The 18,520-nt window shown below is 43.1% G+C and carries 13 protein-coding genes; all 13 read left to right on the top strand.

What is annotated here, in order from left to right; all coding sequences use genetic code 11:
- Nucleotides 1–9 precede the first annotated feature (9 nt).
- On the top strand, nt 10–2,175 hold the full coding sequence (locus CWI32_RS09820) for a type IV pilus secretin PilQ (RefSeq protein ID WP_100535221.1): 2,166 nt from the start codon (nt 10–12) through the stop codon (nt 2,173–2,175).
- 36 nt (nt 2,176–2,211) lie between these two features.
- Nucleotides 2,212–2,748: a shikimate kinase AroK gene (gene aroK, locus CWI32_RS09815; protein WP_005101380.1), complete on the top strand. Its 537-nt coding sequence runs from the start codon at nt 2,212–2,214 to the stop codon at nt 2,746–2,748.
- Between the two features lie 28 nt (nt 2,749–2,776).
- The gene (gene aroB, locus CWI32_RS09810; RefSeq protein WP_100535220.1) at nt 2,777–3,856 is read left to right on the top strand and encodes a 3-dehydroquinate synthase; all 1,080 of its coding nucleotides are present in this window, start codon (nt 2,777–2,779) and stop codon (nt 3,854–3,856) included.
- Nucleotides 3,857–3,866: 10 nt separating this feature from the next.
- Complete coding sequence (locus tag CWI32_RS09805) at nt 3,867–4,745, top strand: hypothetical protein (RefSeq protein ID WP_100535219.1); 879 nt, start codon at nt 3,867–3,869, stop codon at nt 4,743–4,745.
- A 448-nt stretch (nt 4,746–5,193) separates the two neighbouring features.
- Entirely contained in the window at nt 5,194–9,669 is a 4,476-nt protein-coding gene (gltB, locus tag CWI32_RS09800) for a glutamate synthase large subunit (protein WP_171304340.1), read from the top strand.
- Nucleotides 9,670–9,742: 73 nt separating this feature from the next.
- On the top strand, nt 9,743–11,164 hold the full coding sequence (locus CWI32_RS09795; protein WP_100535217.1) for an FAD-dependent oxidoreductase: 1,422 nt from the start codon (nt 9,743–9,745) through the stop codon (nt 11,162–11,164).
- Nucleotides 11,165–11,348: 184 nt separating this feature from the next.
- Nucleotides 11,349–11,939, top strand: a complete 591-nt coding sequence (locus CWI32_RS09790) for a LemA family protein (protein WP_100535216.1) — start codon at nt 11,349–11,351, stop codon at nt 11,937–11,939.
- A gap of 29 nt (nt 11,940–11,968) precedes the next feature.
- Nucleotides 11,969–13,012 carry a TPM domain-containing protein gene (locus CWI32_RS09785; RefSeq protein ID WP_100535215.1) on the top strand — a complete coding sequence of 348 codons (1,044 nt, stop codon included), beginning with the start codon at nt 11,969–11,971 and terminating at the stop codon, nt 13,010–13,012.
- Nucleotides 13,006–13,566: a TPM domain-containing protein gene (locus CWI32_RS09780; protein WP_100535214.1), complete on the top strand. Its 561-nt coding sequence runs from the start codon at nt 13,006–13,008 to the stop codon at nt 13,564–13,566. The genes CWI32_RS09785 and CWI32_RS09780 overlap by 7 nt, the downstream gene beginning before the upstream one ends.
- 211 nt (nt 13,567–13,777) lie before the next feature.
- The gene (locus tag CWI32_RS09775) at nt 13,778–14,302 is read left to right on the top strand and encodes a pilin (protein WP_100535213.1); all 525 of its coding nucleotides are present in this window, start codon (nt 13,778–13,780) and stop codon (nt 14,300–14,302) included.
- Entirely contained in the window at nt 14,232–16,010 is a 1,779-nt protein-coding gene (locus CWI32_RS09770) for an O-antigen ligase family protein (RefSeq protein ID WP_252146106.1), read from the top strand. Before CWI32_RS09775 ends, CWI32_RS09770 begins: the two co-directional genes overlap by 71 nt.
- Nucleotides 16,011–16,016: 6 nt before the next feature.
- A complete protein-coding gene (gene tfpZ / locus CWI32_RS09765) occupies nt 16,017–16,748 on the top strand; it encodes a TfpX/TfpZ family type IV pilin accessory protein (RefSeq protein WP_004644967.1) in 732 nt (243 codons plus the stop codon).
- A gap of 91 nt (nt 16,749–16,839) precedes the next feature.
- Complete coding sequence (locus CWI32_RS09760) at nt 16,840–18,477, top strand: PglL family O-oligosaccharyltransferase (RefSeq protein WP_100535212.1); 1,638 nt, start codon at nt 16,840–16,842, stop codon at nt 18,475–18,477.
- The last annotated feature ends 43 nt before the right edge of the window (nt 18,478–18,520 follow it).

Genomic DNA, 18,520 nt, shown 5'->3' with positions numbered 1-18,520 from the left:
GGAATAACAATGAATAAGAGTATTAAAGAATTTATTTTTGGGGATGCTAATACAATGAATCGTGTGTTTCGTCAGTTTTCAATGGGTGCTGTTGCGATTGCGGTGATGCAAGCAGCCAGCGCGCAGGTAGCCGTGACCAATATCGTAGCTATGCAGCTTCCTGGACAAGGAACTGAAATTCGGGTGATGTTCAATGGTTTGCCACCACAGCCACAGGCCTATCAATTAGAATCACCTTCACGTCTAATTTTAGATTTTGACCAGGCCCAACAAAACTTAAAGCAAAGCAATATTCCGGTGGCAACACGTGAAGCCAGTTCGGTCGATGTGACTTCGGATGCACAACGTGCCCGTTTGACTGTTAATCTGGCAGATGCTGGTGCCTTTACCACGCGAGTTGAAGGGAATACCTTTATCCTGAAAATCAATTCAGTCACACCAGTCGCGACAGCTCAACCGGTATTACAGCAGTCAGCTCAGGGAATTAGCAATATCAGTTTCCAGCGTGGGGCTCAAGGTGAAGGTCAGGTGGTGATTGACTTGGCAGGCAACAACACCCCGGTCGATGTACAGCAGCAGGGGACTAAAATCATTGTTCGAACCTTAGGCACGAAGATCCCGACGCATTTGACCCGTCGTCTGAATGTGAATGATTTTGCGACGCCTGTGTCGAGTGTGGATGCAGTGAATCAAAATGGATCAGGCATGATTACGATCCAGTCCGGGGAAAGCTATGAATATATGGCTTATCAAACGGATAATAAGCTGACCATTAGTTTGAAACGTCCGGAAGCCAAGAGTCCGCTACGTCCGAAGACCGTGGCTTATAGCGGCAAGAAAATTTCACTCGATTTCCAGGATATTGAAGTACGTCGTGTACTACAGCTTTTGGCTGATTTTACCGATATCAATATGGTGGCAGCAGATAGTGTACAAGGCAATATTACCTTGCGCCTAAAAGAAGTGCCTTGGGATCAGGCACTGGATATTGTACTGAAAACCAAAAACCTGGATAAACGCCGTAATGGTAATGTGATCTGGATTGCACCAGTGACAGAATTGATTAAGGCAGAAGAGGAAGAGGCAAAAGCCTTGAAGCAGAGCGTTGCACTTGCCCCTATTCAGACTGAATATATGCAGCTGAGTTATGCTAAAGCTACAGATATTGAAAAACTGATCACTCAAAATAAAGGTGCATCTAGTTCGGGTGGTTCAAGTAACACCACGAATAATGATGATAAAGAAAGTTTATTAAGTTCACGTGGTTCAGTGTCTATTGATGCACGAACCAATACTATTATTGTGAATGATACCCAGCCTTTTATCGATAAAATCCGGAATATGGTGGATCTGCTCGATGTACAGGTCAAGCAGGTGATGGTTGAGGCGCGTATTGTACGTGCCACCACTGACTTCACCAAAGAAATGGGGGTGAAGTGGGGGATTCTGTCACAAGGCATTACCAACAATAATAGCCTTCTGGTCGGTGGCAGTGATACCACCTTGTGGGATCTTAGAGAACCAGAAGAAAATGATTTCGGTGGATATACCTATGATATTCAGCGTCCACAAAACCTGAATGTGGATTTAGGCGTAACAAGCCCGGGTGCAAGTCGTATCGCCTTTGGTTTAATCAGTCTTTCTGATTTTATGCTGGATCTGGAGCTTTCTGCACTTCAGGCAGATGGCTACGGTGAGGTGATTTCTACACCTAAAGTACTGACTGCGGACAAGCAGAAAGCAACTGTTGCCTCTGGTTCTCAAATTCCGTACCAGTCAGCAGAGGGTGGCGGTGCGAATGCAGTATCTACTACGGAATTTATTGATGCTACGCTAAGTCTGGATGTCACACCAAGCATTACGCCAGATGGCAAGGTACAGATGGAACTCAATATTACCAGTGACTCACCGGGTAACCCGACACCGACCGGACAGCTCACTATTAACAAAAACCAGATCACTACCAATGTTTTGGTTGATAATGGTGAAACAGTCGTCTTAGGTGGTATTTTTGAGCAGGAAACCCGTAATGCACAAACCAAGGTACCTTTCCTGGGGGATATTCCTTATGTAGGGCGTTTATTCCGTAAAGATTTAAAGTCGGATAATAAACGTGAGCTACTGATTTTCGTTACACCTCGAATTGTTAATGACAGTGTTTCAAGAAATCATTAATATATTTTGAATTTAACAAAACGAATAGGTGACTCCTTGCCAAGCAAAGAGTTTGAAACCCTACCAAATATTTATTTGGTAGGGCCGATGGGGGCCGGTAAAACAACAGTAGGACGACATCTCGCAGAATTGTTAGGACGCGAATTTCTAGACAGTGATCATGAAATTGAACGTAAAACAGGCGCGACTATTCCCTGGATTTTTGAAAAAGAAGGGGAACAGGGTTTTCGTGACCGTGAAACTGCTGTGATTAATGACCTTACCTCACGTCCTCATCTGGTTTTAGCCACCGGCGGTGGTGCCATTACTCAGACCTTAAATCGGGATTATCTGAAACAGCGAGGAATCGTTGTCTATCTCTATACGCCGGTTGAAATTCAACTGCAACGTACCTATCGGGATAAAAACCGTCCTCTCCTCCAAGTCGAAAATCCGGAACAAAAGTTACGTGATTTATTGGCAGTCCGTGATCCCTTGTATCGGGAAGTGGCGCATCATATTATTGAGACCAATCAGGGTGCTGCGCGTGATCTGGCGCAGCGGATTCTCAATCTCATTACTTCTAAAAACTAAGTTCATTGAATCAAGTGGTTAATCAAGCATGCAAACCTTATATGTAGAACTCGGAGAACGTCGTTACCCTATTTTTATCGGGAGCGATCTGGATCCACAGGCCTTATTGGCACCCTATATTCAGGGCAAGCAAGTGATGATTGTGAGCAATACTACGATTGCACCACTTTATTTGCAGCGTTATCAAACTGCAATTGAGGCTCTGGACAAACGTGTTGCGACCTGCATTCTGCCTGATGGTGAAAAATATAAGGATAGCCAGCATCTGAATCTGATTTTTGATGCACTGCTTGAAGCCGGGTTTAACCGGGACTGTACTGTGCTTGCGCTGGGTGGTGGTGTGATTGGCGATATGGCCGGTTTTGCTTCGGCATGTTTCCAGCGTGGCGTGTACTTCATTCAGGTACCGACGACTTTACTGTCTCAAGTCGATTCCAGTGTCGGTGGTAAAACCGGGATTAATCATCCACTCGGTAAAAACATGATTGGTGCTTTCCAGCAACCGCAAGTGGTGCTGGCCGATATGTCGCAGCTTTCTACTTTGCCTGATCGGGAGCTTTCAGCAGGTTTGGCTGAAGTGATTAAATATGCTCTGCTAGGCGATGAGTCATTTCTGGTCTGGCTTGAAGAAAACATGGATGCACTGGTCGCTCGTGATGAGAAATTATTGGCTGAAGCTGTTTATCGTTCCTGTGCGCATAAGGCACGGATCGTAGCCAATGATGAGAAGGAGCAAGGGGAACGTGCTTTACTCAATTTAGGTCATACCTTTGGTCATGCGATTGAATCCTACATGGGGTATGGTGTCTGGCTACATGGTGAGGCTGTTGCCACCGGTATGGTGATGGCTGCGGATCTGTCACAGCGTATGGGCTGGATTTCTCAAGAAGATTTAGAGCGTACAAAAAAAATCATTTCTCGTGCCCAATTACCTATCGTTTGTCCTAAAATCCCTCTGGATGATTTTCTGGCCTATATGGCCCATGACAAAAAAGTCTTGAATGGGCAATTGCGTCTGGTGTTATTAAAGCAATTAGGCAAAGCAGTGATTACACGAGACTTTGATCTCGAGTTAATGAAACAGGCAATTTTAGCCAATCAGGCATAGGTTTAGTTTTATGGCAGCATTACATACTCCTTGGCAAAAGATTCAGCATTATTTCTGGCTGGTCTGTGGTGTATGCTGCCTATTTGCTGCCTTGGTCTTTTGGGCGGTGACTGATTCAGATGATGTCATCGAAATTGAAAAAAAGCCTGAAACTGAAGTTCAGTTGCAGATTCAGCCGGAAAAAGTAGCGACAATGACCCATCTTGGTGCGCTTTTTCAGGAAGTGAAACCACTGGATCTAAATACGCGTACCGTCGTGAATGCCAGTCATGAGCCGGAATTTCGCGGTACCAAATTTGTCAATGAAGCGAAAAACCAGCATGCAATTGAATTATTCCGTGTGACCAATGAAGCAATTTTAAAAAGTTTTCTTAAAAAACAGTCCGATCGTAAACCTTTTATTTATTTAAGAATCTCGGGTGAAAATCAGCCAGAACAATATGTATTGTTATATGGCCAATATAAGACTGCGGCGCAAGCCAATCAGGCTTTATCTACATTACAGTTAAATCTGCCGGCATCCGTCAAACCTGAAGTTGTTGCAATGCAACAATATGTTGGTTTGGTCAATAATCTGGGTTCAGAGGAATTGGCCAGTAATCAAAAGCTTTACGAAATTCGTTTGAAAAATGTGCCTTTGCCGAAAGTAGATGAATCGGTACGACTTAGACAGCAGCAAACCCAAACTGAGGCCAAGCCGCGCAGCTCTGATGCGGCGACTACCAGTACCACCATTGTGCGCCGTGATTCATCGGGAAATGTAGTTGATGTACAGAAATCTGAAAGTGCTGTAGAAGGTACACCTCAACCACAAAATAACAATAATCGACCTGCTCAGGGCAGTAATCCGCGTCCTCAAAACAATGAGATTAGTGATCCTTTTAACTAACCCGTTCTAAAATAGCGCACCAAAAAAATGACCTAATTAAAAATGTGCGCTTTTGGTGCAAAAAATACACATTAAAAATAACCAGTATCCCTGTAATCCTTGTTAAAGCTTTGTCATCTGTATGGTTTTAATTTACGTGCTATTTATTGGCATGTAATTTGCTTTATTGGTGCATGGATTGAATTAATCTCCCTGTTTTAGCGCGAAAAATGATTCGATGACAACCTATGAATGTCATATTTATTCCTGATTTTTATGTTATTCATCAGCAAAATAAACTTTATTTTTTATGCATTCGGTCTAAAAAAGGACTACGCTGAAGAAATAAAGAGGAAAAATTTTGCTTGATTAAAACGGTCTTCGAAAGTCCATTCAACGCAGCGCAGAGAAGAATTTAGATTGTTTAACAGCCTATTGAGGCTTCGTGAAAGAAGGGTACGCTATGCACATGCCATCGCCTAATAATGTAGCTCCCGCTCAAGGTTTATACCAACCGGATGAGTTTAAAGATAACTGTGGTTTCGGTTTAATCGCCCATATGCAGGGTGATGCAAGCCATGATCTCGTCAAGACCGCGATTCATAGTCTGAGTTGTATGACCCACCGTGGTGGTATTGCCGCGGATGGTAAGACTGGGGATGGTTGTGGCCTGCTGTTGGCGATGCCGAAGAAATTCTTCCGTGAAGAAGCCAAGCGCTTAAGTGATACGACTTTAAGTGAAGTCTTTGCTGTGGGTTCGGTATTCCTGAATCTTGATCCTGCCCTTGCTGCACATGCCAAACAGGTTTTAAACAAAGAAATTGAAGCTGAAGGTTTAATCGTTCTGGCTTGGCGTCTGATTCCAACCAATGTCAATGCTTTGGGTGAAATTGCCTTGCAATCGATGCCGGCATTTGAGCAGATTATTGTCAATTGCCCGATGGGTGTGACTGAAGTTGAATTTAACCGCAAATTATTCCTGGCGCGTCGTCGTGCAGAACAGTTGCTGCTGAATGATACGTCTTTCTATGTCACCACCTTATGTTCAACAGTCATCAGCTATAAAGGCCTGATGATGCCGGAAGCGATTGCCGATTTTTATACCGATCTGGCGGATCCGCGTCTGGAATCGCATATTGTAGTGTTCCACCAACGTTTCTCGACCAATACTTTGCCACGCTGGCCGTTGGCGCAGCCGTTCCGTTATCTGGCGCACAATGGTGAAATCAACACCATTACTGCAAACCGTAACTGGGCCATGGCGCGGGTACCAAAATTTGAAAATCCGTTATTGCCTGGCTTAACTGAACTGAATCCGATTGTAAACCGTACCGGTTCAGACTCTTCAAGTCTGGACAATATGCTGGAAATTCTGGTCGGTGGCGGTATGGATCTGTTCCGTGCCCTACGTATGCTGGTGCCGCCGGCCTGGCAGAACGTGGAAACGCTTGATGCGGACTTGCGTGCTTTCTATGAATTCAACTCGAAACATATGGAAGCCTGGGATGGCCCGGCAGGTCTGGTAATTCAGGATGGTCGTCATGCCATCTGTATGCTGGATCGTAACGGTCTGCGTCCGGCACGTTGGGTGATTACCAAAAATGGCTACATCACATTGGCATCGGAAATTGGGGTCTGGGGTTATCAACCTGAAGATGTGATTTCTAAAGGACGTGTCGGCCCCGGCCAAATGCTGGTGATCGATACGCAAACCGGCAAGGTACTGGATACGCAAGATGTGAATCATCATCTAAAACGGATGCGTCCATACCGTGAATGGTTACGTGAAAATTCTGTACGTTTGCAAGGTAGCCCCGAGCTGGAAGAATATTTATGTGATCAAGGCTTAAAAGGCGATGGCCTGAAAGCGGCCCAAAAAATGTTCATGGTGACCTTTGAAGAACGTGACCAGTTATTGCGTCCAATCGCAGAAAGCGGTCAGGAAGCTGTAGGTTCTATGGGTGATGATACGCCCATGGCAGTATTGTCACGTCAGGTGCGCCATGTTTCGGATTATTTCCGTCAGCAGTTTGCGCAGGTGACCAACCCGCCAATTGATCCGTTACGTGAATCGATCGTGATGTCACTGGAAACCTGTTTAGGCCGTGAACAGAACGTGTTTGAACAGGGGCCTGAACATGCTGACCGTCTGATTATTTCCAGTCCGGTTCTTTCAAATTCGAAAATGCATCAAATTCGTACCTTGGGGCGTAAAGGTTACGAAATTGCTGACATCGACCTGAACTATACTGAAACTGAAGGTTTACAAGCCGCAATTCTGCGTATTTGCATCGAGGCTGCACAAGCGATTCGTGATGGCAAAACTTTACTGATGCTTTCAGACAAGAAAATTCGTGAAGGCCACTTGCCGGCCAATGCCTTTATGGTGACCGGTGCGGTGCATCATTACTTGATTAATACCGGTTTGCGTACCGATGCCAACCTGATTGTTGAAACCGGTTTTGCCCGTGATCCACATCAGTTCGCAGTGCTTCTCGGCTTTGGCGCAACTGCGATTTATCCATATCTGGCTTATGACGTGATCAATGATCTGGTTGCCAAAGGCGAGCTCTTGGGTGATCCAATCTATGCACAAAACAATTTCCGTAAAGGCATTGAGAAAGGCTTACTGAAAGTTCTATCAAAAATGGGAATTTCGACGGTGGCCTCTTATCGTGGCGGTCAGTTATTTGAAGCAGTCGGTCTGTCGAATGAAGTGGTTGATACATGTTTCATTGGTGTGCCAAGCCGTATTCAGGGTGCAACCTTTGTTGATCTTGAAAATGATCAAAAACAGCTGGCGGATCTTGCCTGGAAAAACCGTAAACCCATTGATCAGGGTGGTTTGCTGAAATTTGTATTCGGCAAGGAATATCATGCCTTTAATCCGGATGTAATCAACTCGCTGCATAAAGCAGTGCGTTCAGGTAACTACGCAGATTTTAAAGAATATGCCGAACTGGTGAATAACCGTCCGATTGCCACCATTCGTGACCTGTTCAAACTGAAAACTGATAATTCGATTCCAGTCGATCAAGTGGAATCGGTAGAAGAGATCCTGCCGCGTTTTGACTCTGCTGGTATGTCTTTGGGTGCATTGTCGCCGGAAGCACATGAAGCGATTGCGATTGCCATGAACACCATTGGTGGTCGCTCGAATTCAGGCGAGGGCGGTGAAGATCCGGCGCGTTACGGCACCATCCGTAACTCGAAAATCAAACAAATTGCATCGGGCCGATTTGGTGTGACACCTGCGTATTTAACTTCCGCAGAAGTCCTGCAAATTAAAGTCGCGCAAGGTGCAAAACCAGGTGAAGGTGGTCAGTTGCCGGGTGGTAAAGTAAATGGTCTGATTGCCCGTTTACGTTACTCTGTACCGGGTGTCACGCTTATTTCGCCACCTCCGCATCATGACATCTATTCAATCGAAGATTTATCACAGTTGATCTTTGATTTAAAACAGGTTAACCCACAGGCGATGGTGTCCGTTAAGCTGGTTTCTGAACCGGGTGTCGGTACGATTGCGGCAGGTGTAGCAAAAGCCTATGCCGATTTCATTACCATTTCAGGTTATGACGGCGGTACAGCGGCTTCGCCACTTTCTTCAATTCATCATGCAGGCTCTCCGTGGGAACTGGGTCTTTCTGAGGCGCATCAAGCGCTTCGTGTCAACGACCTGCGTGGTAAAGTTCGCGTACAAACCGATGGCGGTTTAAAAACCGGTCTGGATGTGGTCAAAGCCGCGATTTTAGGGGCTGAAAGCTTTGGTTTTGGTTCAACCCCAATGATCGCATTAGGCTGTAAATACCTGCGTATTTGTCACTTAAACAACTGTGCAACCGGTGTCGCAACGCAGCAAGACCATTTACGTCAAGAGCATTATATTGGCGAGCCACAAATGCTGATTAATTTCTTCACCTTTATTGCTGAAGAAACCCGTGAATGGTTGGCAGCACTTGGGGTATCGCGTCTAAAAGACCTGATTGGCCGGACAGATTTATTAGAAGTCTTGCCGGGTGAGACCGCCAAGCATGCACATCTAGATTTGAGCAAGTTACTGGAATCCCATCCTGCTGCGGAAGGTAAAGCACAGTATTGTCAGGTTCAAGGCAATGCGCCATTTGATAAAGGTATTCTGGCAGAGAAAATGGTGGATGAGATTCTGCCTGCGATTGAAGCCGGAACAGGCGGTGAGTATCACTTCTCGATTGGTAACTGTGACCGTTCGATTGGTGCGCGTTTATCCGGTGAAATTGCCCGCCGTTATGGCAACCTGAGCATGGAAAATCATCCGGTGAAAGTACACCTGAATGGTACTGCAGGTCAGTCGCTGGGTGTCTGGAACGCCGGTGGTCTGCATATCAGCCTTGAAGGCGATGCCAATGACTATGTCGGTAAAGGCATGGCCGGTGGTCGCATCTCGATCTTCCCGCCAAAAGGTTCGCCTTTCCAGACCCAAAATACCGCGATCATTGGCAACACCTGCCTCTACGGTGCCACTGGCGGTAAGCTATATGCCGCGGGTACGGCAGGCGAGCGTTTCGCGGTGCGTAACTCGGGCGCATTCGCGGTCATCGAAGGTGCTGGCGATCACTGCTGTGAATATATGACCGGTGGGATCGTGACCGTGCTGGGTAAAGTTGGACATAACTTCGGGGCGGGTATGACCGGTGGTTTTGCTTATGTACTTGATCTGGATAATGACTTCGTTGATCATTATAACCACGAACTGATTGAGCTGAATCGTATTTCCACCGAAGCGATGGAAGAGCATAAAGCCTTCCTGGGTCGCATTTTGGATGAACATATTAAAGAAACCGGTAGTGCTTGGGCGTACAAGATCCGCCATGAGTTTGATTTCTACAGCCGTAAGTTCTGGTTGGTAAAACCAAAAGCAGCCAACTTGCAAACGCTGTTAAAAACAACTCAAGCTGATCCACAATAATTCCACGACGAACAGATATAAAGCCAGATGTAAGGCAACTGTAAAGCCCTTACCTCTAGCCACGGAGAGAGACATGGCTGAACGCCTACATAATGACTTTCAATTTCTGGATGTCGCACGCCAAGATCCAGAGAAAAAAGAGCTTGATGTCCGCAAAGCAGAATTTGTAGAAATTTATAAACCGTTTACTGCGGAAATTGCTGCGAACCAGACCCATCGTTGTTTAGGTTGTGGTAACCCCTATTGCGAATGGAAATGTCCGGTACATAACTATATTCCGAACTGGTTGAAACTGGTGGCTGAAGGGCGTTTGTTTCAGGCGGCTGAACTGTGTCACCAGACCAATACCTTGCCGGAAGTCTGTGGCCGTGTCTGTCCGCAAGACCGTCTCTGTGAAGGGGCTTGTACCCTGAACGATGGTTTCGGTGCAGTCACCATTGGCAATGCTGAAAAATATATCAACGATACCGCCTTTGCTTTAGGCTGGCGTCCAGACATGTCTAATGTGAAATGGACAGATAAAAAAGTTGCGATTATTGGTGCAGGTCCTGCGGGTCTGGGCTGTGCGGATATTTTGGTTCGTGCAGGGGTAAAACCTGTGGTCTTTGATAAACGTCCGGAAATTGGTGGTTTGCTGACTTTTGGTATTCCAGAATTCAAGATGGAAAAAGATGTGATGAAACGCCGCCGTGAAATTTTCACCGGTATGGGCGTGGAATTCCGTCTGAACACTGAAATTGGCACAGATATTACCATTGACCAGTTACTTGCCGATTATGATGCTGTATTTATGGGTATGGGCACTTATACCTATATGAAAGGTGGCTTTGCCGGTGAAGACCTGGATGGTGTGTATGACGCGCTAGATTTCCTGATTGCCAACGTCAACCGCACCCAAGGCTGGGAAAAAGAGCCAGCTGAATACATTAGCGTACAAGGCAAAAAAGTCATCGTTTTAGGCGGTGGCGATACTGCGATGGACTGTAACCGGACCTCGATTCGTCAAGGTGCTGAGACAGTCACTTGTGCTTACCGTCGTGATGAAGAAAACATGCCGGGTTCACGCCGTGAAGTACAAAATGCGCGTGAAGAAGGGGTGGAATTTCAATTCAACCGTCAGCCAATCGAGATTGTCGGTGAAAATGGCAAAGTGACTGGCGTGAAATTTATTACTACTCAGCTAGGTGAGCCAGATAGCCGTGGTCGTCGCAGCCCAGAACCAATTCCGGGTTCAGAAGAGATTCTGCCCGCCGACGCGGTTTTGCTTGCTTTTGGTTTCCGTACCAGCCCCGCTGACTGGTTCGCCGATGTCGAGATTAATCTGGATGGTTCAGGTCGTGTCGTTGCTGCTGAACAGCAGCAATACAAGTTCCAGACCTCAAATCCGAAAATCTTTGCTGGTGGTGACATGGTTCGCGGATCTGACTTGGTCGTCACAGCCATCTGGGAAGGTCGTCAGGCCGCAGAAGGGATTCTGGATTATCTGGATATCTAATAGTTAAAGATCAACGGATATTATTCAAGAACACCCGCTACGGCGGGTTTTTTCATCTTCGATAATTTTTAATTTTAAAGTGTGGAGCATTAAAAAGATTATAAAAAGTAACAAAACTTTAGAAAATACTGTTTAAAATCAAATTAATTAAATAAATATCAATAAATAATTGAGGATAAACATCATGCGTCTATTAAAACAATCTTTAATAACCCTGATGCTGGCCAGTACCTTGACCCTCACAGGATGTGGCTATAACACTTTACAGGTGAAAGATGAAGCGGTAACTGCTTCATGGTCTGAAGTGCAAAACCAGTATCAGCGCCGTGCCGACTTGGTGCCGAATCTGGTCAATGTGGTCAAAGGCTATGCCGCACATGAAGAGCAAGTTTTAACTGAGGTGACTCAAGCACGTGCCAATGTTGCCGGCCTGAAAGTTGACCGTGAAGTACTGGAAGATCCTGAACTATTCCAACGCTATCAGGAAGCACAGGCCCAGATGACCAGTGCCTTGTCTCGTCTTTTAGCCGTCACTGAGAATTATCCAGATTTGAAAGCGAACCAGCAGTTCCGTGATTTACAGGTGCAGCTAGAAGGAACTGAAAACCGGATTGCAGTGGCACGTAACCGTTATATTACGACAGTACAGGACTTTAACGCTTATGCCCGTCAGTTCCCGCAAGTGATGACGGCAAAAGTGATTGGTATGGATACCAAACCGAACTTTAGCGCCGAGCAAAGTGCACAGAAAGCACCAACGGTTTCCTTTGAATAAGTAATATCTGTAGATAAGTGAGAGATCAGATGCCTGAAATACTGCTGAAATACTGTGCTAGTTTGATTCTTATGTTGGGCATGGGAATGACAACACTTGTTTCAGCAGAAACGGCGACGGCTACAGATACTGAAGAAGTCATCGTAGCCCGTGAAATCTTACAGCCTAAAAATAATCAAAATACTCCAGCCCAAAATACAGAAACTGCAGCAGCATCACAGCCGCAAATTGCCAATGACATGGCGGAAGGGCAGTTTCAGCGCGACTTACCAAGCCTGAATGAACCGGTCATTGATCAGGCAAATTTACTTAGTCCCGCTGAAAAACAGCAACTCAGTCAGCGTATTTTGAAACTTTATAATGAAGGCAAAGGGCAAATAGGTGTAGTCATTGTTCCGACCACAGGGCAAGAAGATATTTTTGATTATTCCATGCGCGTTGCTGAAGCCTGGCAGCTCGGTTCGGCCAAACGCGACAATGGTTTATTGATGACCATTGCCATTAATGATCGCCGTATTCAGATCTTGACGGGCTATGGTCTGGAAGGGGTACTGCCCGATATCGTGGCAGGTCGAATTATTCATGACAAAATTACGCCATTTTTTAAGCAAGGTCAGTATGCGCAGGGCATTGATTCCGGACTAACCGAAATTGAACGTATTTTAAATTTAGATCCTGAAATTGCAGCACAGGCCGCGGATGAGTTGAAAGAGCGTCAGAAACAGGCTTATCAGGCCCAAAAAGCATCTCAAGCCACTTTTGGGAGCGTTATCTTTATTATTATTGCAGGTGTCGTAGGTTCCATGATTTTCGGCAGAAAATTGAGCGCTGCGACTGCCGCAGTTGCAGGGACGGCTGCCGGTCTGGTGAACGGCATGGGGTTACTTGCAAGTTTAATGATTGGCGCAGGTATTTTCTTTTTATTGGTAACCTCCATTGCTCAGCTGATTTTACATGCCTTCTTGGCGGGTGGTGGTCGCGGCGGCGGTAGTGGCCGAGGTGGTTTTGGTGGCGGCGGCTTCGGCGGTGGTGGTGGAGGTTTTGGCGGGGGAGGAGCATCAGGCTCATGGTAACAACAACAGATACGACAGATATAATCACGCAGCCAAAGCTGGAAGAGCATGTGCAGCCGAGTTTTAAACGCTGGTTAAAACATTTCTTTTATATGCCGGCAACCAAGCGTTTTTTTTCCAAGCAGGATCAGTATGCGATAGCACAGGCTGTTGAAGAAGCTGAGCATGGCCATGTCGGAGAGATTCAGGTGGTGATTGAAGGTTGTTTGCCTTCACGATCTGCTTATTATCAAGATACCTTATGTCGGGCTCGTCAGTTATTTTCTGAAATTGGGGTTTGGGATACTGAATATAATAGTGGGGTATTACTCTATTTGAACCTGTGCGAGCACAAGGTTGAAATTGTGATTGATCGGGGAATTAAGAATGCGACAACCCAGCAGGTCTGGGATGAAATCTGTCAAAGCATCATTCAAAATCTGGCTCAGCAGAAGTTTAAAGAGGGTGTAATTGAAGGGGTAAAGCAAATTGGAGAGGTGTTAGATCAGTACTATGATCGAAAAATAGATGATTTAAAGAATGAATTAGGGAATAAACCGATTATTCTGGGGTGATTTTAGTCAATTAACTGACATTTTTTGTCAGTTAGTTACACAAAATAAAACATAAAAATTACAAAAATAAAAATATTTTTTTAAAGTGCTGTTTTTTCTGTTAATTTTATTATAATAAAACTTGGCACACTTCGTGCTAAATATAAAATTAAGCTAAATGAGCTTTTTCTTTAGGCTTATAAATAAACAAAAAACATTTGTGGAGAATGTTATGAATATAGTGCAAAAGGGTTTTACCCTTATTGAATTAATGATTGTTGTAGCAATCATTGGTATTTTGGCTGCGGTTGCACTTCCTGCTTACCAAGACTATACAGTTCGTGCAAAAGTCTCTGAAGGTATCTTGGCGGCATCTTCTTGTCGTACTGCTGTGACGGAAGCGGTTGATTCAGGGGCAATTCCTGGTGCTGGAGGTTTGTGGGGTTGTGAACAAGGTGCTGCTGGAGCTGGTAATAATGCATCTAAGTATGTTCAGTCAATTTCAGTTGCTAGTACAGGTACAGCAGTTGGTCAAATCACGGTTCTTTTAACTGCTGATAATTCTTTAAAAGGAGCTTCTGGTAAAGCAATTATTATGACCCCTCATACTAGTGCTGGTCCTTTAACTATTAACACAGCTTCTAAAATTGATACTGCTTCAGGTGCATTGATTAAAGAATGGAAATGTGGCCCTGCAACAGCGGATCTTGCTGCAATGCAAAAATATTTACCAGCTACTTGCCGTACACCACAGTAATTGGATATCAGAAAAGCTGACTTCGGTCAGCTTTTTTATGAATGCTATTATGAAAATTATAATTTTTATTATTTTATTTTGTTTTGGATTGTCTTATTTTATAGGTGTTTCATCATTTCCTTGGTTATCTTCTTCTCAAGATTTTTTATGGTTTTTGGGTTTGATTTTATATCTAGGTGTGTTTTATCAAAAAGAAGTTAAACTACCGAAAATTATTCTTCCAGTATTCTTGATCTGTTTAATTCCTTTTATCCAATTTATATTTGGTCAAGTCTACTTTTTGTCTACGGCTTTTTTTAGTTTTTGCTTTGTTTTTGGTTTTTTAGTGTCTCTTTTTTATGGGTATAACAGTCATCACTTAGCAGATAAAAATAAAATTATTCAATATATTGCATATTTTTTTACTCTTATTGGTTTGATCAGTAGCTTATTCGCCATTGCGCAATGGCTTCAAATTTCTCATCCTTATATCTTAAATTTAAGTCATAATCGACCTTATGCAAACTTAGGGCAACCCAATCATTTGGCGACACTTTTAATGATGAGTATCTGTAGTGTTGTGTTTTTATATGAGCGGCATGGATATAAATGGTTCTTATGTGTGCCTTTACTTGTTTTAGATACTTATGCACTTGCCCTGACACAATCGAGAACGACATGGGTTATTATCATTATCTTACTAACTGTGTATGTATTCAAAAAAATAAATTTTCAAAGAGCATCAACAGCAAAGATCATATTTTTATCGCTCGCTTTGTATGTATTTCTTTTTATTTTTAATGCTGAAATTGCTGAATACTTAAAATTAGTTGCACCGATTCCTTTAGAAGATCGCATCAATGGTGGTTTTGCTCGTATAGAAATGTGGAAGCATATGTACTATGCAATTATGCAACATCCTTGGTTTGGTTATGGATGGTTTCAAACCACAATTGCTCAATTTGAAGGTGTGCTTTTATTTAAAAATGAAGGCAATCTCTCAAGTGCACATAATATTATGATTGATTTAATACTATGGGTAGGCATTCCATTCGGTATTCTTTTGATTTTTTATAGTTTGTACTTAATCAAGGTGATTATTTGTAATATTAAAACAACAGATGAACTTTATGTATTTATAATGATGCTATGTATATTGGTGCATGCTCAGCTTGAATATCCACTATATTATAGCTATTTCTTATTCCCTTTGGGGTTCTTTGTTGGAGTATTATTGATAAATTGCAATGTCAATACAATCTCAATCAATGAAAAATTAAAGCAAGTAACTTTTTTATTTTCAATTATATTTTACGCTTTAATATTTCAACAATATGATCAATGGTTGACGAATCTGGGCTATGCATCAGGTATGGAAAATACAGGTCAATCACAAAATAAGCAATCAGTCATTTTTTCACAGTTTGCAGATCGAGCTGAGTTTATTGTTGCAAAAGTGGATAAACAGTATGCTGAAGACAAATTAGATTCATTTGAGCACTATGTAGTTAGTCAACCAAGCTACTATAATTTATTTAAAATGGCACAAATATTTTACTTTAATCAAGATTGGGTGAAAGCAAATTATTATTTTGAAGTATCGAATGCACTATATAATAAAAAGACTTTATTCAAAGATTTATCAAAAATCGATACACACCAAAGTAATAATATTGCATCGCTATTTTTAAAAAAGCATGATGATCTATCAGCCCCAAACATGAAGTAATTGGTTATGACAAAGCGTATTCAGTTTTTTATCAAGCATCTAACGTTATCCTTTATCATTGCCCTAGTGGTGCTTGGGGTTGTTTTTTACTGTTGGTACCCTACACCACTTGCAAAAGCTGTTGGTGTAACTTATATCATTTTAATGTTATTTGCTATTGATATTATTGTTGGACCTTTATTAGGTTTATTGGTTTATAAAGAACATAAAAAAACCTTAAAATTTGATTTGACTGTCATTATTTTGATCCAGATTTCGGCTTTAATGTATGGTATTTATAGTTTGGAGCAGGGGCGACCAGCTTGGATTGTTTATAATGTAGACCGTTTTGAGCTTGTGCGTAAAAATGAAATCATCAATGAACATATTGAAAAGGCACAGCCACAGTACAAACAGCCCTCATTATTAAAACCTCAATATGTGATGGTCGAGGTGGCTACAGATATTCAAAAGCGTCAAGCCGATTTATTTACGGAAGTGCTTGGAGGAGTGTCATTATCACAAATGCCAGATCGTTATATTGAATTTGATAATAAAGCACTTGTGCAAGGTAAAAATATTTTGAATATTAGAAAACTTTATGAGTACAATGAGGCATTAAGTGTTCGTAAAATTTTAGACGACTCACCTACAGCAGTAGGATTTGTACCACTAAAGGCAAGTCAAATAGATATGACGGTACTGCTTGATGCACAGGGTAAACCACTTGCAATCGTCGACCTTCGCCCGTGGAACTAACTTGTATTTGAAAGATCAAAACAAAAAGCAGATTCCCCTTTAATCTGCTTTTTGTTTATCATGTGCCAAACTTCTACCGCTTGATATTTCCATGAAATTTATGCTCGCTCTAATAGCAGCAATCCTCATCTCTCTTGCCTGGCTCATGCCCATTCATTACCGCCCGTGGGTAACATATACTGGTGAACTCTATGCCTTCTTTGCGCTATTTGCGTTAGCTGCGATTTGCTTAAAAGAAAAACTAAAAATTCCAACAGTTAGCTTGCCTTTATTGCTACTCGCTGGCGTGCCGCTTATACATTTTCTAGCAGGGCAGGTATTTTTCTTTAGTACTGCCATGATGGGCTTTATTTTTGTCTTTAGCTTTTGGCTCGTAAGTGTGCTTAGTTATAATTTATCGATAGGGAATTATAATAGAGAAAAAACCTTTACCTATTTAAGCTATGTATTTTTAGCTTCAGGAACGATTACGGGTGTAATTACACTGTGTCAGTGGTCTAATCTGGATTCTGTACTGCCAGGGATGGTGAATATCAGCGGTAATCAGCGGCCCTATGCTAATTTTGCCCAGCCCAATAATATGGCGACTTTTTTAGTCATGGCTTTGATGAGCTGTCTGTACCTCTACGAAAAGAAAAAAATCAAGACCAAGTGGCTATTTGCATGTGCAGCAGTAATTGTCATGGGAGTGGCTTTAAGCCAATCACGTACCGCTTGGGTAGCAGCGATTGCAATTATACTGTATCTAGCTTTTTATCAATATAAAGGCATTATTCGCCTAAAATGGTATTATAGCACTGCTTGGTTCGTCTTCTTTATTGCATGTATTGGGGCTTTTCCATTACTCAGTCAGCTCGCTGCACAAGCAATGGACACGGACGTCGTACAAAGCAGGGATGTGGTATCTCGTGCTACCGGAGATATGTCACGACTCGCGATCTGGCAGCAAATGATTGCCGCGATTCAGGTTCAGCCATGGTTGGGCTATGGTTGGTATCAAACTAGCGCAGCGTTCGTTTCAATCAGCGATACCGTACAAGGCCCGGTGTGGATCCGTAGTGCGCATAATTTTATTATCGATTTCCTGCTCTGGAATGGATTGATCATCGGTCTGCCATTTCTGGCCTATTTAGGTTATTTGGGTTATCAGTTACAACGCCGGGTCAATACCCCAGAATCTGTCATCGGGATCTTGATGATCGGGGCATTTGTGACACATGCCATGTTTGAGTTTCCGCAGCATTATGCCTATTTCCTGTTGCCAGTCGGTTTTATTCTGGGCACGGTCTTGGCGCAAAATCCGAAAATTAAAACCATTACTTTGCCTTCGATATGGCTGAAACTGACTTTCAGTCTTGGGTTGCTCTTGTTAGTCATAATTTATCTAGATTACGATACTGCTGTACCAAAACTCGGACAAAGTATTCGCTATGAAATGCAGCCTGAAAACATCACCAATCAAAAGCCGATCTATCTGCTGACCGAGTTTAATCACCGCATTGACTGGATTCGAGTCAATCCTTATCGCAAGATGAGCGAAGATGAAATTCATCAATATGAAAAGTTGGTGGTGAGCTATCCAACCAAATACAACTTTTTAAAATATATCCGTTTATTGGCGTATAACGGCTATGTCGATGAAGCACAGCATCAACTGCAGCGTTTAAATACGATTCAGAAAACTGAACTGAGTTATGCAGAGGTGACTCGGGATATGCCACGCCAATAAGTACAAAAAAAGCCAGCAGATGCTGGCTTCTTTTATTGTGAAT

It is taken from the genome of Acinetobacter pseudolwoffii, assembly GCF_002803605.1.
Classification (GTDB): Bacteria; Pseudomonadota; Gammaproteobacteria; order Pseudomonadales; family Moraxellaceae; genus Acinetobacter; species Acinetobacter pseudolwoffii.
Note: the sequence above shows the minus strand (reverse complement) of the source record. Positions and strands in the feature narration are given on the sequence as shown.